We start from the raw sequence: 23,256 nt of genomic DNA on the forward strand, positions 1-23,256 counted from the left end.
GTCACATGAAATCGCTACTCGACCTGTTCAAGCAATTCACGCCGGATGAGCACTTCGATGCCATCCGTATCGGCATGGCTTCGCCCGAAAAGATCCGTTCGTGGTCGTTCGGTGAAGTGAAGAAGCCTGAAACCATCAACTACCGCACGTTCAAGCCCGAGCGCGACGGCCTGTTTTGCGCCAAGATTTTTGGTCCCATCAAGGACTACGAATGCCTGTGCGGCAAGTACAAGCGCCTCAAGCACCGCGGTGTGATCTGCGAAAAGTGCGGCGTGGAAGTCACCCAGACCAAGGTGCGCCGCGAGCGCATGGGCCACATCGACCTGGCCGCGCCCTGCGCGCACATCTGGTTCCTGAAGTCGCTGCCTTCGCGCCTGGGCCTGGTGCTCGACATGACGCTGCGCGACATCGAACGCGTGCTGTACTTTGAAGCCTACGTGGTGACCGACCCCGGCATGACCCCGCTGAAGAAGTTCAGCATCATGTCCGAGGACGACTACGACGCCAAGCGCAAGGAATACGGCGATGAATTCATCGCCAAGATGGGCGCGGAAGGCATTAAGGACCTGCTCGAATCCATCGACATCGACCTGTCGATCGAACGCCTGCGCGGCGACCTGACCGGCTCCGAAGTCAAGGTCAAGAAGAACGCCAAGCGCCTGAAGTTGCTCGAAGCCTTCAAGAAGTCGGGCATCAAGCCCGAGTGGATGGTGCTGGAAGTGCTCCCCGTGCTGCCACCGGACCTGCGTCCGCTGGTGCCGCTGGACGGCGGCCGCTTCGCCACGTCGGACCTGAACGACTTGTACCGCCGCGTCATCAACCGCAACTCGCGCCTGCGCCGCCTGTTGGAGCTGAAGGCCCCTGAAATCATCGCCCGCAACGAAAAGCGGATGCTGCAGGAAGCTGTTGACTCGCTGCTGGACAACGGCCGCCGTGGCAAGGCCATGACGGGCGCCAACAAGCGTGCCCTGAAGTCGCTGGCCGACATGATCAAGGGCAAGTCGGGTCGTTTCCGCCAGAACTTGCTGGGCAAGCGCGTGGACTACTCCGGTCGTTCCGTGATTACCGTGGGCCCAACGCTCAAGCTGCACCAGTGCGGCCTGCCCAAGCTGATGGCTCTGGAGCTGTTCAAGCCTTTCATCTTCTCGCGCCTCGAAGCCATGGGCATCGCGACGACGATCAAGGCAGCCAAGAAGGAAGTCGAATCCGGCACCCCCGTGGTGTGGGACATCCTGGAAGAGGTCATCAAGGAACACCCCGTGATGCTCAACCGTGCGCCTACGCTGCACCGTTTGGGTATCCAGGCCTTTGAGCCCATCCTGATCGAAGGCAAGGCCATCCAGCTGCACCCCCTCGTTTGCGCGGCCTTCAACGCCGACTTCGACGGTGACCAGATGGCTGTTCACGTGCCGCTTTCGGTGGAAGCGCAGATGGAAGCCCGCACGCTGATGCTGGCCTCCAACAACGTGCTGTTCCCCGCCTCGGGCGAGCCTTCCATCGTGCCGTCGCAGGACGTGGTGCTGGGTCTGTACTACGCCACCCGCGATCGCATCAACGGCAAGGGCGAAGGCTTGATCTTCTCGGACACCGGCGAAGTGCAACGTGCATTGGATGCCGGCGAAGTCGAACTCGCAGCCAAGATCACGGTGCGCATGACCGAGTGGACCAAGAACAAGGAAACCGGCGAATTCGTGCCGTCGACCTCGCTGGTGGAAACCACCGCGGGCCGCGCACTGCTGTCTGAGATCCTGCCCAAGGGCCTGCCGTTCTCCAACATGAACAAGGCGCTCAAGAAGAAGGAAATCTCCAAGCTCATCAACGTGAGCTTCCGCAAGTGCGGTCTGAAAGAAACCGTGGTGTTTGCCGACAAGCTGCTGCAAAACGGTTTCCGCCTTGCAACCCGCGCCGGTATCTCGATCGCCATCGACGACATGCTGGTGCCGCCGCAAAAGGCCGGCATCATCGAGCGCTCGGAGAAGGAGGTCAAAGAGATCGAGCAGCAATACGTGTCCGGTCTGGTGACTGCTGGCGAGCGCTACAACAAGGTGGTGGACATCTGGGGCAAGGCCGGTGACGAAGTCTCCAAGGTGATGATGGCCCAGCTCTCCAAGCAGAAGGTCATGGACCGCCACGGCAAGGAAGTGGACCAGGAGTCGTTCAACTCCATCTACATGATGGCCGACTCCGGTGCCCGCGGTTCCGCCGCCCAGATCCGCCAGGTGGCCGGTATGCGGGGTCTGATGGCCAAGCCAGACGGCTCGATCATCGAAACGCCCATTACCGCGAACTTCCGCGAAGGTCTGAACGTGCTGGAGTACTTCATCTCCACCCACGGTGCCCGTAAGGGTCTGGCCGACACGGCGCTGAAGACGGCGAACTCGGGTTACCTGACCCGCCGTCTGGTGGACGTGACGCAGGATCTGGTCGTGACCGAAGAGGATTGCGGCACGGCCAATGGTTCGCTGATGCGTGCCATCGTCGAAGGCGGTGAAGTGATCGAATCGCTGCGCGAACGCATCTTGGGCCGCACTGCGGCTGAAGATGTGCTGCATCCAGAGAACCGCTCGGTGCTGGTCCCGGCGGGCGTCATGCTCGACGAAGACCTCATCGAAGAGCTCGAAGCCGCTGGCGTGGACGAAGTCAAGGTGCGCACGGCGCTGACTTGCGAAACCCGCTACGGCCTGTGCGCCAAGTGCTATGGCCGCGACCTGGGCCGTGGCGGCTTGATCAACCTCGGCGAAGCCGTGGGTGTGATTGCTGCCCAGTCCATCGGCGAGCCCGGCACGCAGCTGACCATGCGTACGTTCCACATCGGTGGTGCGGCTTCGCGTGCTGCCATCGCGTCGAGCGTGGAAGCCAAGTCCAACGGCGTGATCGGCTTCAACGCCACGATGCGCTACGTGAGCAACACCAAGGGCGAGTTGGTGGTGATTGCACGTTCGGGTGAGATCATCATCCAGGACGAGCATGGCCGCGAGCGCGAGCGCCACAAGGTGCCTTACGGCGCCACGCTGACGGTGAAGGCCGACCAGCAGATCAAGGCCGGCACCATCCTGGCCAACTGGGATCCGCTGACGCGACCCATCATCACCGAGTTCGCTGGCCAGACCAAGTTCGAGAACGTCGAAGAAGGCCTGACGGTGGCCAAGCAGGTCGATGAAGTGACCGGTCTGTCCACGCTGGTGGTGATCGATCCGAAGCGCCGTGGTGCCGCCAAGGTGGTGCGCCCGCAGGTGAAGTTGATCGATGCCCAGGGCAACGAAGTGAAGATCCCTGGCACCGACCACTCGGTGACCATTGGCTTCCAGGTCGGCGCGCTGATCCAGGTGCGTGACGGACAGGACGTGGGCCCTGGCGAAGTGCTGGCGCGTATTCCGGTCGAAGGCCAGAAGACCCGCGACATTACCGGCGGTCTGCCCCGCGTGGCCGAGCTGTTCGAAGCCCGTACACCAAAGGACAAGGGCACCTTGGCCGAAATGACCGGCACCGTGTCGTTCGGCAAGGAAACCAAGGGCAAGGTCCGCTTGCAGATCACCGACCCCGAAGGCCGTGTGTTCGAAGAGCTCGTGCCCAAGGAAAAGAACATCCTGGTGCACGAAGGCCAGGTGGTCAACAAGGGCGAATCGATTGTGGACGGCCCGGCCGACCCGCAAGACATCCTGCGCCTCTTGGGCATCGAAGAGCTGTCGCGCTACATCGTCGATGAAGTGCAGGACGTGTACCGCTTGCAAGGCGTGAAGATCAACGACAAGCACATTGAGGTGATCGTTCGCCAGATGCTGCGCCGCGTGGTGGTCGAGAACGTCGGCGAGTCGAGCTACATCGGTGGCGAGCAGGTCGAGCGCTCCGAGATCCTCAACACCAACGATGCACTGCAGGCTGCCGGCAAGATCCCTGCGACTTACAGCAATCTGCTCTTGGGTATCACGAAGGCATCGCTGTCGACCGACTCGTTCATCTCGGCGGCCTCCTTCCAGGAAACCACCCGCGTGCTCACCGAGGCGGCCATCATGGGCAAGCGCGACGAGTTGCGTGGCCTGAAGGAAAACGTCATCGTCGGGCGCCTGATTCCTGCCGGCACCGGCATGGCGTACCACCAGGCGCGCAAGGCCAAGGACGCCATGGACGACGCCGAGCGCCGTGCCATTGCCGAAGCCGAAGCGGCTGAAATGGAAGCCTCGGCCGCAGCTGTCGTGACGGAAGGCGCTGCCCCCGACGCAGCTGCCGATTAAGCCCCCCCGGGCCGTCACTGATGCGCTCCCGCCCTGTCTACCGACAGGTCGGGAGCGTTTTTTCTGGAACTCTCACGGAACGGGCCGCATGGTGCATGCGGTGCCGGTGTATTAGCCCATGTGGTCATCGCCGCTCATCTGGATAGCCATTGCCATCGCGCTCTTCTGGGCCGTCGGTGCCTACAACCGGCTGGTGCGGCTGCGCTCTGCCGTGGTTCAGGCATTTGGCAGTCTGGACGCCCACCTGATCCGATGGCTTGCCATGCTGGGCGAATTTGATGCGGCGCAGCTTACCGCCGGCGCCCTGGACCGCGAGGCGCACAGCACCCTGCAAGGCTCTACCACGCAGTTGACGGCCTCTCTGGCAGTGGCGCGGGCCCGCCCTCTGCAGGGCGACGCCGTGGCGGCGCTGTCCGCTGCGTGTGCGGTTCTGGATGCCGTGTGGCTGAATCTTCAGCCGGGTGGAGATGCCGATGACGCCGTTCGCAAGATGGCGCCCTGGCGCGCGCGGTGGGACGAATTGCACAAACGCAATGAACAGGCCGCCCAGCTCTTTAATGAAGCGGTGCTCGACTACAACGCAGCGATCAGGCAGTTCCCGGCGGCGCTGGTGGCCTGGGTCTTTGGTTTCACACCAGCGCGTGCGCTGTCCATCACACGAGAAGGCAATTCATGACGCGAGCCGGTTCACCCCCACCATCATCACGCACCCCGTCCCCAGCGGCTGGGGCAAGTAGCCGGGCTTTCGTGCCGGCAGAGCGCAGCGCGGATTCGCACAAAACGGCCGGGATTGCGCTGTGGCAGCAGCTCGCAAGCGTTGCTGCGGCGTTGCAGGCCATTCGCGCCGGACAGTCGGGCACGGCGGCGCTGGCCGCCGTGGATGCGGGCTTGCGACCGGGTGTGCAGTCGCTGCTGTTTCAGGTGTTGCGTGCGTTGGGCCGCGCCGAGGCGCTGCGGCGCCAGCTGGTGTCGCGCACGCCGCCGCCCGCTGCCGATGCGCTGTTGTGCACGGCATTGGCGCTGTCGTGGGATTCAGAAACGGCGTCTTACGAGCCATTCACCCTGGTCAACCAGGCCGTTGAGGCGGCCAAGCGCAGCGTCGCCATGCGTGCACAGGCGTCGTTCATCAATGCCTGCCTGCGCCGCTTCCTGCGCGAGCGCGAAGCGCTGGTTGCGGCAACGGATGCCGACCCCGTGGCGCGCTGGAATCACCCGCTGTGGTGGGTGAAAAAGCTGCAAAAAGACCACCCAGCGCACTGGGAGCAGATCCTGCAGGCCAACAATGCCCAAGCGCCCATGGTTTTGCGCATTAATGCATTAAAAGGCACGATAGCCCAATACCAGCAAGCGCTAGCTGCTATGAATATTGATTCGGCGGTGGTCGGTGAAAGCGGTTTGATTTTGCGGCAGCCCCTGCCGGTCACGGAGTTGCCTGGATTTGCCCAAGGGATGGTTTCGGTGCAGGACGCGGCCGCGCAGCAGGCAGCCCCTTTGTTGCTGCAGGGGCTTGACCTCACGCAGCCGCTGCGGGTGCTGGATGCCTGCGCGGCGCCGGGCGGCAAGACGGCCCATCTGCTGGAATATGCGGGCACCTCCAGTGCCATGCAGGTGACCGCCCTGGAGGTGGACGCGGTGCGCAGCGCGCGCATCCACGAAACCCTGGAGCGCCTCGGTTTGCACGCACAGGTGCTGGTGGCCGACGCAGGACGGCCGCAGGACTGGTGGCAGCAGGCCTGCGCCGGCGAATTGTTCGATGCGGTGCTGCTCGACGCCCCCTGCACCGCGTCCGGCATCGTTCGCCGCCATCCGGATGTGCGCTGGTTGCGCCGCGAAACCGACATTGCCCAGCTGGCCACCCAGCAGGCGCGCCTGCTGGCGGCCTTGTGGCCGCTGGTGCGGCCCGGTGGCCGGCTACTGTATTGCACCTGTTCGGTGTTCCGCGCCGAGGGTGATGCGCAGGTTCAAACGTTTCTTGCGCACAACACCGATGCCCGGTTGCTGCCATCGCCAGGGCATTTAATGCCTGGCCATGTGAATAATCTCGGAGCTGTCCCGGACAATGCACCGGGTGAGCATGACGGATTTTTTTACGCACTGTTGCATAAAGCACCCGGGTGAGCGCCGCATGGCTCGCTCCGTCTTCGTTTGGGTGATGGCATGGCTGCTGGTGCTGGCCTGGCCGGTGTGGGCACAGGCGCAATCGCCTGCCAGCGAAGTAGCGGATCTGCGCCTGGAACGGGCCGACGACGGTGTGTATCTGAGCGCCACCCTGCAATTTGCACTGCCCGAACTGGCCGAAGACGCCCTCTACAAGGGCATTCCCATGTTTTTTGTGGCCGAAGCCCAGGTACTGCGGGAGCGCTGGTATTGGTCCGACCGCCAAGTGGCCACCGCCACCCGCCATTTACGCCTGAGTTATCAGCCGCTGACGCGCCGCTGGCGCCTGAGCACGTCGACCTCACCCATCTCCAACACCGGCCTGGGGGTGGTGCTGGGGCAGAACTTTGACGACCTGCGCGATGCGGTGTCTGCCATGCAACGAATTTCGCGCTGGAAGATCGCGAATGCCGATGAAATCGATGCAGATGCGGTGCACAAGGTGAACTTTCGGTTCCGGCTGGACATGTCGCAGCTACCCCGCCCGCTGCAGATTGGTGCCGTCGGCAGCGCGGGCTGGAGCCTCGCGGTCACGCGCAACCAGTGGCTGATGCCGGAGGCTGCGCGGTGAGCAAGCGCCAACCCACCGGCGAACCAGCAACGGCCCAGACACTGGCGCGGCAATCGCGCGCCGTGCGCTGGACCGTCGGTGTCGGGGCCGCCATCATGTCGGCCATCGGCATGGTGCTGCTCTTCATGCTGACGCTGGCCACCAACAACCGGGCGCTTTACGAGCGCAACTACGCGTGGCTGTTCGGGGTCAACGTGCTGGTGGCGGTGTTGCTGTTGGCCGTGCTGGCGTGGGTGGGCGTGCGACTGGTTGTGCGCCTGCGGCGTGGGCGCTTTGGCAGCCGCCTGCTGGTCAAGCTGGCCGCCATCTTTGCGCTGGTCGGCCTGCTGCCCGGTTTGCTGATTTATGTGGTGTCCTACCAATTTGTTACGCGCTCCATAGAAAGCTGGTTTGACGTCAAGGTGGAGGGCGCGCTGGTGGCGGGGGTGAACCTGGCGCGCGTGTCCCTTGATTCCATGGCCGAAGACATGGCCAGCAAGGCGCGGGCTGCCAGTGTGCAGCTGGCCCAGGTTCCCGATGCCGCAGCCGGGCTGGTGCTCGAGCGCATCCGCGACCAGCTTTCGGCCACCGACGTGGTCCTGTGGAACGCCGCAGGCCATGCCGTGGCCAGCGCCGGCCAGTCGCGTTTCAGCCTGAGTCCGGAGCGCCCCGGCACAGCCCAGCTGCGCATGGTGCGCCAGCAGCGCACCCTGGCCCAGATCGAGGGGCTGGACGACCTCGCCGACCCTGCCGTCACGCAAAACGCCAGGGTGAAGGTGTTTGCCCTGGTTGCCAGCCCCAGCGTGGGGCTGCTGCTGGAGCCGCGGTTTTTGCAGGTCACGATGCCATTGCCCCCGGCGCTGGTGGCCAATGCCCTTGCGGTGCAGGAGGCCAATCGGGAATACCAGGAGCGTGCACTGGCCCGCGAGGGCCTGCGCCGCATGTATGTGGGCACATTGACGCTGGGCTTGTTTTTGGCCGTGTTTGGCGCAGTTTTGCTGGCAGTGTTGCTGGGCAACCAGCTGGTGCGGCCGCTGCTGGTGCTGGCCGAAGGGGTGCGGGAGGTGGCGGCCGGCAATCTAGGTCCCAAGGCCGCCTTGCAGGGCAAGGATGAACTCGACGGCCTCACCCGTTCCTTTGCCACCATGACCCAGCAGATTGCCGACGCGCAGGGCGCGGTGGAGCAGAGCATGGGCGAGGTGGATGCTGCGCGGGCCAAGCTGCAGACTATTTTGGACAACCTCACGGCAGGCGTGATGGTGCTGGACCCGCAGGGCCTCATCCTGTCCTTCAACCCTGGTGCCACGCGCATCCTGCGCGCTCCCATGGCGGCCTACGCGGGCAAGCCACTCACAGCGGTGCCGGGCATGGCCGCTTTTGCCGCAGCAGTGCAAAAGCAGTTCGACGAATTCCTGGGCGATCAGCACCACCACGGTCTGGACCATTGGCAGCAGCCCTTTGAGCTGCATGGCTCCCCCAGTGGAGCGGCGCACCATGCAACCAGCCTGGTCATACGGGGGGCCGAGCTTCCGGATGCATCGCGGTTGTTGGTCTTTGACGACATTTCAGAAATTGTTTCGGCCCAGCGGGCGCAGGCCTGGGGCGAGGTGGCGCGGCGCCTGGCCCATGAAATCAAGAACCCCCTCACGCCCGTCCAGTTGTCTGCCGAGCGCCTTGAAATGAAGCTCACCGGCAAGTTGCCGGCGCCGGAGCAGGCCATTCTGACCAAGTCGGTCAGAACAATCGTCGAACAGGTCGATGCGATGAAGCGGCTCGTCAACGAGTTCCGCGACTATGCACGCCTGCCCGCCGCCGAATTGCAGGCGCTGGACCTCAACGCGCTGGTGACTGATGTGCTCTATCTGTATGGGGCAGAAAACGCCACCGTGCCCGTGGAATCCGAGCTGGACGCGCGTTGCCTGCCGATTGCCGGCGACGCCCAGCAACTGCGCCAAGTGGTGCACAACCTGCTGCAAAACGCCCAGGACGCCACAGAGCAGGCCCGTGCGGACGGTAGCGCATTGCCGCCCGTGCGCATCAGCACGCGCTGGAGCGAGTCATCGCGCCGCGTACGCCTGACCGTGGCCGACAGCGGCCCGGGCTTCCCCGCGCACATCCTTCAGCGCGCGTTTGAGCCCTATGTGACCACCAAGCCCCGGGGCACGGGATTGGGGTTGGCCGTGGTGAAAAAGATCGCCGATGAGCACGGCGCGCGCATTGAGCTGTCAAACCGGGTTGACGACGGCGTAGTGCAGGGGGCGCAAGTGTCGTTATCATTCGCCACATACCCATCGGTGGCGTCATAACAACACCCACTGCAGCATCCAAGGCGCTTCATACACATGGCAAACATTCTGGTGGTTGATGACGAACTCGGCATTCGTGACCTCTTGTCGGAAATTCTGAATGACGAGGGGCACAGCGTAGACCTTGCCGAGAACGCGACACAGGCGCGCGCGGCGCGTGCCACGGGTGTGTACGACCTGGTGCTGTTGGACATCTGGATGCCGGACACCGATGGCGTATCGCTCTTGAAAGAATGGGCCACGGCCGGCATGCTCACCATGCCCGTCATCATGATGAGCGGACACGCCACCATCGACACCGCTGTGGAGGCCACCCGGATCGGCGCCTTCTCGTTTCTGGAAAAACCCATCACCCTGCAAAAACTGCTCAAGGCGGTGGAGCAGGGGTTGGCGCGCAAAGCCGCCCAACAGACGGCCCCCGTGGCCACCCATCAGCCCGCAGCGATGCCCGCCGATGGTGGTTTTATGCCCGCGCCGATCATTGCCGCCGCGATGGATGGAGAGGTCGAGCCCCATTCCCACCAGGGGTTCGATCTGGATCGCCCCTTGCGCGAAGCCCGCGATGGCTTTGAAAAAGCCTACTTTGAATTCCATCTGGCCCGTGAAGGTGGTTCGATGACCCGCGTCGCAGAAAAAACCGGGCTGGAGCGCACGCATCTCTACCGCAAGCTGCGGCAACTGGGCGTAGATCTCGGTCGAGGAAAACGCGGTTAATCTGGTGCTGTTGGTTTCTTTGTGCAAAATTCTGGTTATAATTCGAGGCTCAGGCCCGGTAGCTCAGTCGGTAGAGCAGAGGATTGAAAATCCTTGTGTCGGCGGTTCGATTCCGTCCCAGGCCACCATCTTTCTTTCTCAGTAGATCCAAAGTCAGCTCAGAAGTCCTTGTGGATCAAGTGCTTAGCATCAAAAAGGCGGCTCAAGCGGTATCGCTGAATCCCATAAAGTCCTGTTCTTGCGTGTACCCAACGGTGTACCCCAGACTGCTTTTCAATCGCAGTCGATTTTGGGTGCACCATGGGGCAACTCAACGAGCTTCAGATCAAGGCGGCAGCGCCGCGTCCTCGTCAGGAGAGGTTGGCCGCCTCTGAGAGGAACTTCTCCGCCTGGCTCCGCATGCCTTTCGAGATCGGCTCCCAGATGCGTTCAGGAAACCCCTGGGGCAACTGCGCCTCGACGGCGTCGAGGGCCTGCGCGGCACCATCGGCCAGGCCCAGCATCGCTTCCCAGACCAGGGGGCCGCCGTTCTTCATGGCCAGGTCGTGCCAGTGGCGGGCACGGATGGTGTGGATCTCGTAGTGCGTGTTCTTCGAACGCAGTGCCATCGCCAAGCGCACGTCTCGCATGTGCAGTTGTCCCCGGCTCCTGCCCATGTAGGGCCATACGGACAGGACGTCGTACAAAGGCGTCATTTCATAGACATTGCCTTGGCGCAGAAAGATCGAGAAGTTCTTGGCGTGGCCATCGGGTGCCGCCATGAGCCAGAAGGCCAACTGGACGAGTTGGAAGGCCATCCGGTCCGTCTCTGCATCCGCGCTCCCGGCCAGCAGCGTGAGCCCTGCGGCGGTGGATGGTCCGCCATCGCCTTCGTATTTCAGGCGCGGAGGCAGGCCCAGCGCCTGGCAGAAGTCTTCCTGAGGAAGTCGGGCGATCCACTTTCCATCGTCCATCCATTCGCGGTCGAAGCGCTCCACGATCAGGGCGCGCTGGTCGCCGAACGTGGCCATCTCGGTGTGTGCCATGGGCAGGCCGAGCGCCTGGATGATCTGCGCGCAAAGCCATTCGTTCTCGACGGAGTCGAACATGTTCACTCGGGTCGTGTTGGCGATCACGCCGAGCGGAAGCTTGAAGATGTGGGTGCTCGGAGTGGCTCCGACGGGGCTGCACCACTGCCCGTTGACCCGCACGAAGGCGGTCTTTTCCTGGGCTCCCGCCAGGGAAATTCGGAACGGCGGAGCCTCGTCGATGTGGTGCGCGACCGGGTCGTCGGGCACGGCGCGAAGTGCGGCCGCGACCTGCTCATCAGTGAGGGGCTCGCATGCCACGCGGTTCCATCCGTCAGGCGTCGTTCCTTCCGGAAGCAACTGCACTGCGCCGACGCAGTCACGGCCAATGGCCTCCAGCAAGGCGAAGGCATCGAGTGTCCTGGTCTTGAATCGCCGGCCGATGCGCTCGCGGATTCGCTCGTTGTCGGGCAGCAGATTGTCGAAGTAGTTCGCAACGACCTCCCCCTTGACCTCCAGGGTACGGGTGAGCGGTAGCGACAGGGACAGCGGTCGGGACTTCTCGGACTCCAGCCATGACGGGGCGTACGAAAAGCTGTGAGCTCCGCGGTTGACCTGCCAGGCTCCGACGAATTCGCCATTCATCCACGCGTTGAGCGCCACCATTACCAAGAGCCTTTCTTGGGCCGGATGACGAAGTTGCGCCTGGATGTCGGTGTGACATCCGAGTTCGGGTTCGCGTCCCGCAGCGCTTGCGCGTCCGATGGGGTCTTCGCATCACTGCGGCTTGCGAGAACCGATGCCGCCTGGTGCCGGCCGCTGCCAGTCAAGGGCTGCATGCGCCACTGACCCGTCGGTGGGATGTTGACCGACGGTTGCTTGGCCGGCTTGCGGGGGTTGCTCGCAGGAGGGGAGGGGGGCGAGGCGGTCGCATCCGGTTGATTCGCGGTCACGTCGATCACGTCATCCCTCAACAACAGGGACGCGCGCAGCGCCGAGAGCACCTTCATTAACTGGTCGACGCTCACGGCGCCAGGGTTGCTTTCGATCTCGGCGATGCGGGCCTGTCCCACGCCGAGCAGCCGCCCGAGCGCGGCCTGGGTCAGGCCGCGCGCTTTCCTGAGCGCGCGCAGGTGCTCGCGAAGCTGGCTGGTCAGGTGGATCGGGAAGTCCATGCGATGTTCTCTATCGGGAAATGCCAATATATATTCTAAATCCAGTTTCTGCAAGATACTTGCTTTGGTGTATGAATGTCGTATATCGGGGATTGCCAATGTTTGTGCGCGACACGTCAGCAGTGCAACGGCCCTGAGGGAGTGCCTTCAATCCTGTGAAGTGGGATAATTCGAAACAGCGATCAGGTTCCAAATCGGAATCGAAGCGCTGCTACTGGTCTGGTGTACCCAGAGGTGTACCCAGGAACTAGGACAGTCAGGGAAAAGCTAGTGCTGGCGCGGGTTGCGAAGGATCTTTCGATCCAGTCCCAGGCCACCAAACAAAAGCCCTTGATTTGAAAGAATCAAGGGCTTTTCCTATTGGCGTGCCCTGTCTGCACAGGCGTGGATGCGCTCCCGTGCCGCGGCGATGCTTGATGGTTTCGTCGAGCCGTATATTTCGGTGTGGCATGTCGTCCCGGTCTTATTCCTGGTCTTATCCCCGGTCTTATCTCCCCTATTTTTCACGATGGCATTTCTGACGGACACCACCCTGGGCATTGACTTTGGCACCTCCAACTCGGCGATGGCCGTGCGCCAGGGGGATTCGCCTGCACGCATGCTGCGCCTGGAGGGCGAGAACAACACCTTGCCGACGGCGCTGTTCTTCAATGCCGAAGACCATTGCACCCACTATGGGCGCGACGCGGTGGGGCAGTATCTGGCCGGCACCGAGGGGCGGCTCATGCGCTCGCTCAAAAGCCTGCTGGGCAGTTCGCTGCTGCAGGACAAGACGGCCGTACACAACGCGTTGGTGAGCTACCAGGACATCATCAGCCTGTTCCTGCGCATGCTGGCCCAGCAGGCGCGTGACACGCTGGGCGGCATGCCGGGGCGGGTGTTGCTGGGGCGCCCCGTGCATTTTGTGGATGGTGATGCCGCGCGCGACCAGCAGGCCGAGGACGCCTTGCGACAGGCGGCGCAGGACGCGGGGTTTGTGAACATAGCATTCCAGCTTGAGCCCATTGCCGCGGCGCTGGACTATGAGCAGCGCATCGAGCGCGAATCGCTGGTGCTGGTGGTGGACATTGGCGGCGGCACCTCTGATTTCACCGTGGTGCGCCTGGGGCCGGAGCGCAGGGCCCGCCCTGATCGCGCCAGCGACATTCTGGCCACCACAGGCGTGCATGTCGGAGGCACCGACTTTGATCGGCGCCTCAGCCTGGCGCTGCTGATGCCGCTGCTGGGCCTGGGCCACACCGGGCCTTCGGGGCGCGAGGTGCCCAGCCGCGTGTTCTTTGATCTGGCGACATGGCACCTGATCCAGTGGCTGTATGCGCCACGGGCGCTGCGCGACGCACAGGCCCTGCGACCCGACTACGCGCAGCCGGTGCTGCACGATCGGCTGATGGCGGTGCTGCACCAGCGCCTGGGGCATCGCCTGGCCAACACGGTGGAGCAGGCCAAGATCGCAGCGTCGGTGGGGGGCGTGGATGCACCGATGGCGCTGGACTGGATCGAGCCGGGGCTGGGGGCGCTGGTTACCTCCGAAGGCCTGGCCCGCCACCTTGCCGGGCCGTTGCATCAGGTGGTGGCCTGCGCCAGCGAGTGCCTGCAGCAGGCCGGGCTGGCGCCTCATGATTTGCAGGCCATCTACCTCACCGGAGGGTCGTCGGCGTTGCGTCCGCTGCGCCAGGCGCTGCGTGCGGCGTTCCCTGACACGCCCCAGGTCGAGGGCGATCTGTTTGGCGGCGTCGCAGCGGGGTTGGCGGTGGCCGCCCCATGACCGTACCCGTGTGCGCCTATCCCCGTGCGGTGCTCAAGGCCGTTGTGCCGGGGTGTACCAGACGTAGCCGTAGTGCGCCGCAGGGGTGCCCTCGCGCACCATGCGAAAGGGCAGGTCGATAAAGCGCACCGGTTGCGGTGCAACGCGCGAAAGTGCCTGCTCCCACCAGTCGGGAACGATGCGGTCTGCGCGCGAGACCAGCAGCAGCCCCTTGCCGGCCTGCCTGCTGCGTTCGGCGTGGTCCGCCACGCATTGCGGGAGGCCGTTCTTGGCGGATATGCAGGTATCCACCAAGGCCTGGGGAAAGCGCACGCGCAGCATGCCCGCCAACATGTGGTCCGACGCCACGATCGTGCCCAGCCCGTCGTAGCCTGCCTTGCGCAGTTCCTGGGCTAACTCGACGGTGGGGTGGTTGAGCTCATCCACCTGGCCGCGCAGCCCGCTGAACCAAGGGCGCACGCCGGCCGCAACGAGGAGGATGACCGCTATGCCGAAGATCGCAACCGAATAGCGTCCACCACGCGGATCTTGCTGCAGCCGGGGCCGCGCTGCAAACGCGGCCAGGGGCGCCACGCACAGCAGCGGCAGTATCCAGCGGCCTTTGAAACTCGTGACACCCGCAAACAGCACCATGCCCGCCAGCGCCAGCATGACCAGCATCAGAAAGCGCAGGAGCACTTGATGGATCGCAGGGGAGGCGGGCGCAACGGGTGTACGCCACCAGTTCGCCCGAAAGGCCCACAGCGCGATCACTACCCACAGCAGCAGCGAGCCGGCCACACCTTCGACAAGGCTCAAAAAGCCCTGGCCCCAGCCAACTTCTGGCTGGATATTCATTTTGTCGATCGTTTCCGCCGTGGCCTCGCCCAGGTGCGAAAACAGCCAGACCGCATGGGGCAGCACCACCAGCAGTCCGACGATTGGAGCCCACCACCAGCCATGGGACAGGAGGGCGATCCGTGTCGTGCGAACCGACAGTGCCGCCAACAGCATGGCCACCGCCACCATCGCGAAGCTGTACTTGGCCAGCATGCCCAGTCCGCACACCAACCCCAGCAGGGCAAAGTCCAGTGCTCGCGGCTTGCGCACAATGCGCAGCAGCAGCCACCAGGCGGCGCAGACCATCGCTGTAACCAATACGGTGTGGGTCTGGTCGCGCACCGAATACCAGCCCAGGGGGGGCATCAGCAGCATGCTGGCCGATGCCCAGAAGGCACCGCGCTCGTCAAGCACTTCGCGGGCTGCCAGGTACATGAACGCATAGGTCAGCGCCAGCAGCGAATGCTTGAGCACCGACAGCGACAGCACGCTGGGCCCCACAACCTGGTTCACCAGCCACTGCAGCCAGGTGTACAGCGGTGGCTGGGAGCCGTAGCCCATGGACAGCTGCTGGGTCCAAAGCATCTGCTCGGCCTCGTCCCACTTGAGTGCGGGCGAGGCTGCCACGCGCACCACAATGTGCGCCAACGCAAAAAATGCCAGCCAGAACAGGGGGTGCGCCCATACAGGGGCTGACGAAAACGCGCGGGGCGCAGTGGGGGTGGTCATGAAACGAGTGATAAGGGGGCAGCGGCCGGGGGGACGGTTTCCCCGGTGCATGGGGGCGCTCAAGGCACAATCGTATCCATTATTTCGCTACAGTTTGTTGCTCCCATGACCACCGCCCCCCCTTCCGCGCCCGATGTATCGATCGTCGTGCCCATCTACAACGAGGTCGAGAACCTGCCCGATCTCGTGGAGCGCATCGCCCATGCCATGTCCGCGCAGCCGCTCGGCTTTGAATTGCTGGCGGTGGATGACGGTTCGCGCGATGGCAGCGCGGACAAGCTGCGCGAGCTTGCCGCCACGCGACCGTGGCTGCGCCCGGTGTTCCTGGCGCGCAACTACGGCCAGTCCAGCGCACTGCAGGCGGGCTTTGATCGCGTGCGCGGGCGCTATGTGGTGACGCTGGACGCCGACCTGCAAAACGAGCCGGACGATATTCCGCTGCTGCTGGAGCGTCTGGAAACCGACCCCGGCGTGGACATGGTCAGCGGCTGGCGCAAAGACCGGCAGGATGCCGAACTGTCGCGCAAGCTGCCCTCGCGCATCGCCAACCGCATCATCTCGCGCACCACCGGCGTGCACCTGCACGACTATGGCTGCGCGCTCAAGGCCTACCGCCGTCCCATCATCGACCGCATACGGCTGTATGGCGAGCTGCACCGCTTCATCCCCTCGCTGGCCAAAGACGTGGGCGCGCGCATCACCGAGGTGCCGGTGCGCCACCATGCCCGCACGCGCGGCGTGTCCAACTACGGCATCGACCGCACCTTCCGCGTCATCCTGGACCTGATCCTCATCGTCTTTTTCATGCGCTACCGCCAGCGGCCATTGCACGCCTTCGGCGGCTTGGGGATGTGGCTGGCCGCGCCGGGGGGGCTGATCCTGACCTGGCTGCTGGTGCAAAAACTGCTGGGCGAAGACATTGGCGGCCGCCCGCTGCTGCTGGCCGGTGTGATGCTGGTGCTGATGGGCGTGCAAATGATCGCTGCCGGGCTGATCGGCGAGCTGCTGATGCGCGTGTACCACGAAGCCGGGGGCGCGGCGCAGTTCCATGCGCAGGAATATGTGCCAGAAAATAGATCCAATCGGGCTGAAGCCGACGTGTTGACAGCGCAAGATGCTATTAATAAGGTAGCGTGAAGCGCTCCTATAAAGCCCTGCTGCGCGGCCTGCTGGGGCTGCTTTTGCTCGGCCTGATTGTGGCGCTGACCGATCCGGCGCGGGTGCTGGCGCAGCTGCGCCAGGCGCAGCCCGGGTGGCTGCTGGTGGGGCTGCTGGCCGCCATGGCATCCAACATTGTGTCGGCATTGCGCTGGCGCGCGCTCGCGCGCTGGCTGGGGGCCGAGGTGGGCTGGCTGGACGCCTGCCGCTGGTACTTCCAGGCCATGGGGCTCAACGCGCTGTTGCCGGGCGCCGTGGTGGGCGGCGATGTGTACCGTGCCATGGCGCTGCGCCGCGCCGGGCAGGACACGGCGGCGGCCGGCTGGTCGGTCGTGCTCGATCGCGCCAGCGGCCTGTGGATGCTGTGCGCCATCGGCGGCCTGGGCGCGGCCGCCTGTGCCGATGTGCTGGCCCCCTGGCTGCGCCTGCCGCCGGACGTTTTCGCCGGGCTGATGCTGGCGGGCACGCTGCTGTGGCTGGCGCTGCCCTGGGCGCTGCCGGTGCTGCTGCGTTGGGCTCCGCGCCGGTGGCAGGGCGGTTGGCTGGTGCCGCTGCGGTTGGCGGTGGCACGGCCGGACTTTCGCCGCCAGTGGGTGGGGCAGGCGCTGGCCTCGGCTGCGGTGCAGGTGCTGTCGGCGGCGGCGCTGGCCGCGGGCGGCATGGCGCTGGGCGTGGTCCTGCCGGCGCCCGTGTGGGCCTGGGCGATGGCCCCCGTGTTTCTGATGGCCGCGCTGCCCCTGAGCGTGGGCGGCTGGGGCACGCGCGAGGCCGCCGCCGTGGCCGCGCTGGCACCCTTTGGCGTGGCAGCGCCGGCCGCCGTGGGCGTGGGGATGGTCTATGGCCTCTATGGACTGGCGCAGGGCGCCTTGGGGGCGCTGGCCCTGGGCTTGCCGCGCGGCGCACCGCGGTGAGGGGGCTGTACGCTTCAGCTGGTTTGGTATCGAAATGATAGCTGCTTGCGCTTGCTGGGTAAGCGCTAGAGGCCTGTTTGGTTCAATATGGTGCCGCCGCAGGCTGTGCCCCGCCGGGCGTCAATCTGCGGGGCCCTCGTCCTGGCGGATTTGCAGTGCCTGCGCATACAGCGCATTGCGCGGCGCGCCCGTGATGTCGGCGGCCAGCTTGACGGCCGTCTTGGTCGGCAACTCGCCCAGCAGCAGGCGCAGCACGCGCTGTGCGTCGGCGCCATCTTCCGGTGGGGCCAGCAGCGGGTGCAGCAGCACGACGAATTCCCCCTTCACCCGCTGCGGGGCGCCCGCCAGCCAGCGCGCCAGATCCTGCGCAGGGTGCGTGGAGATCTCCTCGAACTGCTTGGTGAGCTCGCGCGCCAGCGTCACCGGGCGCTCGCCCAACACGGCCAGGGCGCCGGCCAGGTCCTCGATGCGGTGCGGGGCTTCGAGCAGCACCACGCAGCGGGGCTCGCTGGCGAGCTGCTGCACGGCCGTGGCGCGCTCGGCATTTTTTACCGGCAGAAAACCCGCAAAAAGAAAGCCGCCGCTGTCCGTGCTGTGCGCCACGGCGCCGGCCACGCTCAGGGCCGTGGTGATGCTGCTGGCGCCCGGCAGCGGCAGGGCGCGCAGGCCGGCCGCGTGCACGGCGGCCACCAGGCGCGCGCCGGGGTCGCTGACGCCCGGCGTGCCCGCGTCACTGACATAGGCCACGCGCTGGCCCTGCTGCAGCCGCTGCACCACGGCCAGTGCGGCTTCGGCCTCGTTGTGCTGGTGCACGGCCAGCAGTTGCGCGCTGGTCTTGTCGATGCCATAGGCGCGCAGCAGCGCCTGGGTGTGGCGCGTGTCCTCGCAGGCAATGGCGTCGGCCAGCTGCAGCACATGCAGCGCGCGCAGGGTGATGTCGGCCAGGTTGCCAATCGGCGTGGCCACGACATACAGCGTGCCCTGCGGATAATGCTGTGCAGCCGCCGCATCGCGTGCGGCGTTCAAGGCAGATGCGAAAGATGCGCTCAATGAATTTCCTTGGAAAAATGCTATCCAGTGCCCGCCCAGGGGGCGCTGATGCCGCCAGCGGCCGCACCACGCGGCAGCGGGGCGATGCGGCCGAAGACCAGGCGCTGGCCTGTTTGCAGGCCGCAGGCCTGAAGCTGCTGGTGCGCAATTATCGGACGCCCGGGCGCGGCGGGGGCGAGATCGATCTGGTGATGCGCGACCGGGACGGCACCGTGGTGTTTGTCGAGGTGCGCAGCCGCGCCAGCAATGCCTTTGGTGGGGCCGGTGCCAGCATTGGCGCCGTCAAGCAGCGGCGCATCGTGTTTGCGGCGCGCCATTACCTGCTGCGCATGCCCGCGCCGCCGCCGTGCCGTTTTGACGTGGTGCTGGTGCAGGCTTCGGTGCAGTGGCTCCAGGCCGCTTTCGACGCCCAGTAAGGCGGGGCACAAAAGCCGGGTACGCCAAGCCGGCGACTACGGTTTGCTACAAAACCTATAACAACCCGCGGGTATCATCGGGCCTCCATGCTAGAGCAACGCATCCAACAGCACTTCATCGACAGCGCCGACCTGAAATACCAGGCCGCGCAAGCCCTCAGCGCGCCCATCGCCGCTGCCGTGCAGGCCATATTGGCCTGCGTAACCAGCGGCGGCAAGGTGCTGGCCTGTGGCAATGGCCCTTCGGCCGCCGAGGCGCTGCAGTTTGCGGCCTTCTGCGTGGCGGGATTCGAGCGGGACCGGCCCGAGCTGGCCGCGCTGGCGCTGACCTCTGACAGCACCCTGCTCACGGGGGCCGGCGGCGGCAGCGACGTGGCCCAGCAGTTTGCCCGCCAGGTGCGCGCGCTCGGCCAGGCGGGCGATGTCTTGCTGGCACTGTCCGTCACCGGCAACGATGCCAACCTGATTGCCGCCACCGAGGCAGCGCACGAGCGCGACATGACGGTGGTGATCCTCAGCGGCCGCACCGGCGGCCAGCTGGCCACCATGGTGCGCGAGACCGATGTGCTGATCGGTGTGCCGCACGACCGCGCCGCGCGGGTGCGCGAGGTCCATGCGTTGGTGTTGCACTGCCTGTGCGACGGCGTGGATGCCCAATTACTTGGAGAACAGGAAATACCGCTATGAAGCTGACCATGAACCGTACCGCCTGCACCCTGCTGGCCGCCGTTGCGCTGGCCGCAGGCCTGTCCGCCTGCGCTCCTCTGGTGGTTGGCGGGGCGGTGATGGGCGGCATGATGGCCGCAGACCGCCGCACCACCGGCACCCAGGTGGAAGACGAAGGCATCGAGCTGCGTGCGGCCAACCGCATCCGCGAGGTGCTGGGCGACCGGGCCCATGTCAACGTCACCAGCTACAACCGCCAGGTTTTGCTGACCGGCGAGGTGCCCACGGCGCAAGACCGGGCCACGGTGGAGCAGATCGTGGCGGGCGTGAACAATGTGCGCTCGGTCGTGAACGATCTGGCGGTGATGCCTGGCAGCACGCTGGGCCAGCGCTCCAACGATGTCCTGATCTCCGGCAAGGTGCGTGCGAGCCTGGTGGATGCCAAAGACATTACGTCCAGCGCCTTCAAGGTGGTGACCGAGCGCGGCGCGGTCTATCTCATGGGGATGGCCACCGCGCGCGAGGCTGCCCGTGGCACCGAAATTGCCCGTGGCGTGAGCGGTGTGACCAAGGTGGTGCGGGTGTTCGAGATCGTCACGGAAGACGATCTGCGCCGCAACAGCACCCAGCCGCCCCCGACTGTGACCACCGACAACCCCGCGTCACCAGGCCAATGAGGCCTGCATGACGGCATGCGGCGCTGCGGGCATCCCCGCTGCGCCGTTTTTGGGTCAGTTTCAGCGCAGGCGCTTGACCAGGCTGGACGTGTCCCAGCGGTTGCCACCCATCTTCTGCACATCGGCATAGAACTGGTCCACCAGCGCGGTCACCGGCACGCGCGAGCCATTGCGGCGGGCTTCGTCCAGCACCAGGCCCAGGTCCTTGCGCATCCAGTCCACGGCAAAACCGAAATCGAATTGGCCGTCCACCATGGTCTTGCCGCGGTTGTCCATCTGCCAGCTTTGCGCCGCGCCTTTGCCAATCACGTCCAGCACCTGCTTCATGTCCAGCCCGGCGTTCTGGCCAAAGGCCACCGCTTCGGACAGGCCTTGCACCAGGCCCGCGATGCAGATTTGGTTGACCATCTTGGCCAGTTGCCCCGAGCCGCTGGCACCCAGCAGCGTGAACGCCCGTGAGAACGCCATGGCCACGGGCTGGGCGGCGTCAAACGCGGCCTGGTCCCCGCCGCACATCACTGTGAGCATGCCGTTTTGTGCCCCGGCCTGGCCGCCGGACACAGGCGCATCGACAAACTGCAGCCCCAGTGCGCGCGCGGCGGCATACAGCTCCCGCGCCACTTCGGCCGATGCTGTGGTGTGGTCCACAAAGATCGCGCCCGGCCGCATGCCGGCAAACGCGCCGTCGGCGCCGAGCGTCACCGAGCGCAGGTCATCGTCGTTGCCCACGCAGCAGAAAACCATGTCCGCACCCGCCGCTGCCTCGCGTGGCGTTGCGGCATGTTTTGGGGCTTTGGTGCTTGCGTACTCTGCACACCATGCTATTGATTTTGTAGTAGTTCGGTTGTACACCGTGACCTCATGGCCCGCCAGCGCGAGGTGGCCGGCCATGGGGTAGCCCATCACGCCCAAGCCCAGAAAGGCGACCTTGCGCGAAGGGGTTGTGTCGTAGCTGCGAGGGTTGGTGCTTGGCATGGGAGCGAAGGAAAAAAGTGGGTAGAGGAAAAAGAAAGCCCGCCCAACGGGGCGGGCTTCCAGCGGTCATGAAAAGCAAATCAATGCAGGTGGCGGACCTCGGCTAGACAATCGCGAAATGCTCGGTGCCCGAGGCCAGGTCGGGCGACTTGGCGCGCTGGCTGTTGAGCTTGATCTGCAGACGCAGGTCGTTGAGCGAGTCGGCGTTGCGTAGCGCATCTTCGTAGCTGATCACATTGGCCTCGTAGGCATCGAACAGCGCCTGGTCGAAGGTCTGCATGCCCAGGTTGCGGCTCTTTTTCATGACTTCCTTGATCTCGGCGACTTCGCCCTTGAAGATCAGGTCGGCGATCAGCGGGGTGTTGAGCATCACCTCCACCGCCGCAGCCCGGCCCTTGCCGTCCTGCTTGGGGATGAGGCGCTGCGACACCATGGCGCGCAGGTTGAGCGACAGGTCCATCAGCAGTTGGGCGCGGCGCTCTTCGGGGAAGAAGTTGATGATGCGGTCCAGCGCCTGGTTGGCGCTGTTGGCGTGCAGCGTGGCCAGGCACAGGTGGCCGGTTTCGGCAAAGGCCACGGCATGTTCCATGGTCTCGCGGTCGCGGATTTCGCCCATCAGGATCACGTCGGGCGCCTGGCGCAGCGTGTTCTTGAGGGCCGCTTCCCAGCTGTCGGTATCGAGCCCCACTTCGCGCTGCGTCACCACGCAGTTCTTGTGCGGGTGCACGAATTCGACCGGGTCTTCCACCGTGATGATGTGGCCGAACGAGTTTTCGTTGCGCCAGTCCACCATGGCCGCGAGCGTGGTGGACTTGCCCGAGCCCGTGGCGCCCACCAGGATGCACAGGCCGCGCTTGGTCATCGTCACTTCCTTGAGGACCTGCGGCACGCCCAGACCGTCAATGGTGGGCAACGTGAGCGGAATCGTGCGCAGCACCATGCCGACCTTGCCCTGCTGGATGAATGCGTTCACGCGAAAGCGCCCGATGCCGGCCGGTGAGATGGCGAAATTGGATTCCTTGGTGCGCTCGAAGTCTGCCACCTGCTTGTCGCTCATGATGGCGCGGGCCAGCGTCAGGGTGTGGTTGGGCGTGAGCGGCTGGGGCGATACCTTGGTCACCTTGCCATCGACCTTGATGGCGGGCGGAAACTCTGCCGTGATGAACAAGTCGCTGCCATTGCGGCTCACCATCAGCTTGAGCAGATCGTTGATGAATTTACTGGCCTGATCGCGTTCCATCAGAGATCCTTCCGTGGGGCTTTGTCTGCAGGACGGGTGTTCATTTCTGGTGGTCGCTCAGCCGGGCGCTCACGGCCCGCAGGCGCAGCGACAGCTTGCGCGCCAGCAGCGCCACCAGGCTGGCTGCCAATTGGGGGTCTTCGGCCATCATCTGGTCCAGGGCTTCCGCGCTCAACACAGCGATCTCGCAGTCGGTGAGGGTGGTGCACGCCGAAAAGCGGATGCCGCTGTCGAGCAGCGACATTTCGCCCAGAATGTCGCCGGGCCGGGTCTCGGCCAGGCGCAGTTGCTCGCCCCAGGGCTGAAGGCGGTCCACGGCGATGGTGCCGGTGAGCAGCACCACCATGAAGTTGCCGTATTCGTCCTGCCGGATCACGTCGCGGTTGGCTGCAACGGCGGTAAATTCAAAAAAGCGCTCCATGCGCTCCACGGCATCCTTGTCCAGGTGGGCCATGTATTTGTCCTTGGACCACAACGCCTGCAGCAGCTTGCCACCGCGGCTGGGGGGCAGGCGTTTGGCGGCCACTTCCACGGCACGAGCCTCCCAGGGCACGAGCATGGATGGATCCACGCCCTGGCCGGCAAAGGCGGTGGAGAACAGCACGGAGTCGGTGTGCTCCTCCAGCGGCTTGGTGCCGCGGGTGTTGCGGCGCAGAAGGCTGAGAATGCCTTTCATAACTTGCTCCAATGTGCGGCGTCTGCTGCCGCT

Annotated in this window: 19 protein-coding genes and 1 tRNA gene; 13 read left to right on the forward strand and 7 right to left on the reverse strand. The window is 64.9% G+C overall.

The genetic code is table 11. The features are described from left to right. Positions 1-5: 5 nt before the first annotated feature. The 7 genes from rpoC (at position 6) to CCX87_RS01935 (ending at position 10,087) form a co-directional block, all read left to right on the forward strand. Entirely contained in the window at positions 6-4,232 is a 4,227-nt protein-coding gene (rpoC, locus tag CCX87_RS01905; protein WP_087743311.1) for a DNA-directed RNA polymerase subunit beta', read from the forward strand. Between the two features lie 118 nt (positions 4,233-4,350). Further along, positions 4,351-4,908, forward strand: a complete 558-nt coding sequence (locus tag CCX87_RS01910; RefSeq protein ID WP_087743313.1) for a LemA family protein — start codon at positions 4,351-4,353, stop codon at positions 4,906-4,908. A gap of 113 nt (positions 4,909-5,021) precedes the next feature. Continuing rightward, positions 5,022-6,350 carry a 16S rRNA (cytosine(967)-C(5))-methyltransferase RsmB gene (gene rsmB / locus CCX87_RS01915; RefSeq protein WP_233135285.1) on the forward strand — a complete coding sequence of 443 codons (1,329 nt, stop codon included), beginning with the start codon at positions 5,022-5,024 and terminating at the stop codon, positions 6,348-6,350. Positions 6,351-6,357: 7 nt separating this feature from the next. Continuing rightward, entirely contained in the window at positions 6,358-6,960 is a 603-nt protein-coding gene (locus CCX87_RS01920; protein ID WP_198314751.1) for a DUF4390 domain-containing protein, read from the forward strand. Further along, the gene (locus tag CCX87_RS01925; RefSeq protein WP_087743318.1) at positions 6,957-9,245 is read left to right on the forward strand and encodes a sensor histidine kinase; all 2,289 of its coding nucleotides are present in this window, start codon (positions 6,957-6,959) and stop codon (positions 9,243-9,245) included. The genes CCX87_RS01920 and CCX87_RS01925 overlap by 4 nt, the downstream gene beginning before the upstream one ends. A gap of 36 nt (positions 9,246-9,281) precedes the next feature. Then, complete coding sequence (locus CCX87_RS01930; protein WP_087743320.1) at positions 9,282-9,959, forward strand: response regulator; 678 nt, start codon at positions 9,282-9,284, stop codon at positions 9,957-9,959. Between the two features lie 52 nt (positions 9,960-10,011). Further along, positions 10,012-10,087 (forward strand) — tRNA-Phe (locus CCX87_RS01935). A gap of 222 nt (positions 10,088-10,309) precedes the next feature. Here CCX87_RS01935 and CCX87_RS01940 read toward each other — a convergent pair. Both CCX87_RS01940 and CCX87_RS01945 read right to left on the reverse strand, forming a co-directional pair. After that, the gene (locus CCX87_RS01940; RefSeq protein WP_087743322.1) at positions 10,310-11,632 is read right to left on the reverse strand and encodes a type II toxin-antitoxin system HipA family toxin; all 1,323 of its coding nucleotides are present in this window, start codon (positions 11,630-11,632) and stop codon (positions 10,310-10,312) included. After that, the gene (locus CCX87_RS01945) at positions 11,632-12,141 is read right to left on the reverse strand and encodes a helix-turn-helix domain-containing protein (RefSeq protein WP_087743326.1); all 510 of its coding nucleotides are present in this window, start codon (positions 12,139-12,141) and stop codon (positions 11,632-11,634) included. Before CCX87_RS01945 ends, CCX87_RS01940 begins: the two co-directional genes overlap by 1 nt. 508 nt (positions 12,142-12,649) lie before the next feature. Between CCX87_RS01945 and CCX87_RS01950 the strand changes: the two genes are divergently transcribed. Then, positions 12,650-13,906 (forward strand): Hsp70 family protein, encoded by a 1,257-nt coding sequence (locus CCX87_RS01950; RefSeq protein WP_087743328.1) that lies wholly within the window; start codon positions 12,650-12,652, stop codon positions 13,904-13,906. A gap of 33 nt (positions 13,907-13,939) precedes the next feature. On the opposite strand, the gene CCX87_RS01955 is transcribed toward CCX87_RS01950, so the two are convergent. Beyond that, complete coding sequence (locus CCX87_RS01955) at positions 13,940-15,454, reverse strand: ArnT family glycosyltransferase (protein WP_087743330.1); 1,515 nt, start codon at positions 15,452-15,454, stop codon at positions 13,940-13,942. 105 nt (positions 15,455-15,559) lie between these two features. On the opposite strand from CCX87_RS01955, the gene CCX87_RS01960 reads away from it, so the two are divergent. Next, positions 15,560-16,591, forward strand: coding sequence for a glycosyltransferase family 2 protein (locus tag CCX87_RS01960; protein ID WP_087743332.1), 1,032 nt, complete (start codon positions 15,560-15,562; stop codon positions 16,589-16,591). Continuing rightward, on the forward strand, positions 16,588-17,523 hold the full coding sequence (locus CCX87_RS01965) for a lysylphosphatidylglycerol synthase transmembrane domain-containing protein (protein ID WP_087743334.1): 936 nt from the start codon (positions 16,588-16,590) through the stop codon (positions 17,521-17,523). Before CCX87_RS01960 ends, CCX87_RS01965 begins: the two co-directional genes overlap by 4 nt. Before the next feature lie 120 nt (positions 17,524-17,643). Here the strand turns inward: CCX87_RS01965 and rsmI are convergent, their stop codons facing one another. Continuing rightward, a complete protein-coding gene (gene rsmI / locus CCX87_RS01970; RefSeq protein WP_198314752.1) occupies positions 17,644-18,573 on the reverse strand; it encodes a 16S rRNA (cytidine(1402)-2'-O)-methyltransferase in 930 nt (309 codons plus the stop codon). On the opposite strand from rsmI, the gene CCX87_RS01975 reads away from it, so the two are divergent. The 3 genes from CCX87_RS01975 (at position 18,573) to CCX87_RS01985 (ending at position 20,332) form a co-directional block, all read left to right on the forward strand. Then, entirely contained in the window at positions 18,573-18,989 is a 417-nt protein-coding gene (locus CCX87_RS01975) for a YraN family protein (protein ID WP_087743335.1), read from the forward strand. The two genes, rsmI and CCX87_RS01975, sit on opposite strands and share 1 nt — an antisense overlap. An 87-nt stretch (positions 18,990-19,076) precedes the next feature. After that, complete coding sequence (locus tag CCX87_RS01980; protein WP_087743337.1) at positions 19,077-19,676, forward strand: SIS domain-containing protein; 600 nt, start codon at positions 19,077-19,079, stop codon at positions 19,674-19,676. After that, positions 19,673-20,332: a BON domain-containing protein gene (locus tag CCX87_RS01985; RefSeq protein WP_087743339.1), complete on the forward strand. Its 660-nt coding sequence runs from the start codon at positions 19,673-19,675 to the stop codon at positions 20,330-20,332. The genes CCX87_RS01980 and CCX87_RS01985 overlap by 4 nt, the downstream gene beginning before the upstream one ends. Positions 20,333-20,392: 60 nt before the next feature. Here the strand turns inward: CCX87_RS01985 and CCX87_RS01990 are convergent, their stop codons facing one another. From CCX87_RS01990 to CCX87_RS02000, 3 genes are all read right to left on the reverse strand, one after another. Further along, a complete protein-coding gene (locus tag CCX87_RS01990) occupies positions 20,393-21,307 on the reverse strand; it encodes an NAD(P)-dependent oxidoreductase (RefSeq protein WP_087743342.1) in 915 nt (304 codons plus the stop codon). Positions 21,308-21,410: 103 nt separating this feature from the next. Then, entirely contained in the window at positions 21,411-22,547 is a 1,137-nt protein-coding gene (locus CCX87_RS01995; RefSeq protein WP_087743344.1) for a PilT/PilU family type 4a pilus ATPase, read from the reverse strand. Between the two features lie 40 nt (positions 22,548-22,587). Beyond that, complete coding sequence (locus tag CCX87_RS02000) at positions 22,588-23,223, reverse strand: cyclic nucleotide-binding domain-containing protein (RefSeq protein ID WP_087743345.1); 636 nt, start codon at positions 23,221-23,223, stop codon at positions 22,588-22,590. Between the last annotated feature and the right edge of the window lie 33 nt (positions 23,224-23,256).

Source organism: Acidovorax sp. T1, from assembly GCF_002176815.1.
Lineage (GTDB): Bacteria > Pseudomonadota > Gammaproteobacteria > Burkholderiales > Burkholderiaceae_C > Acidovorax.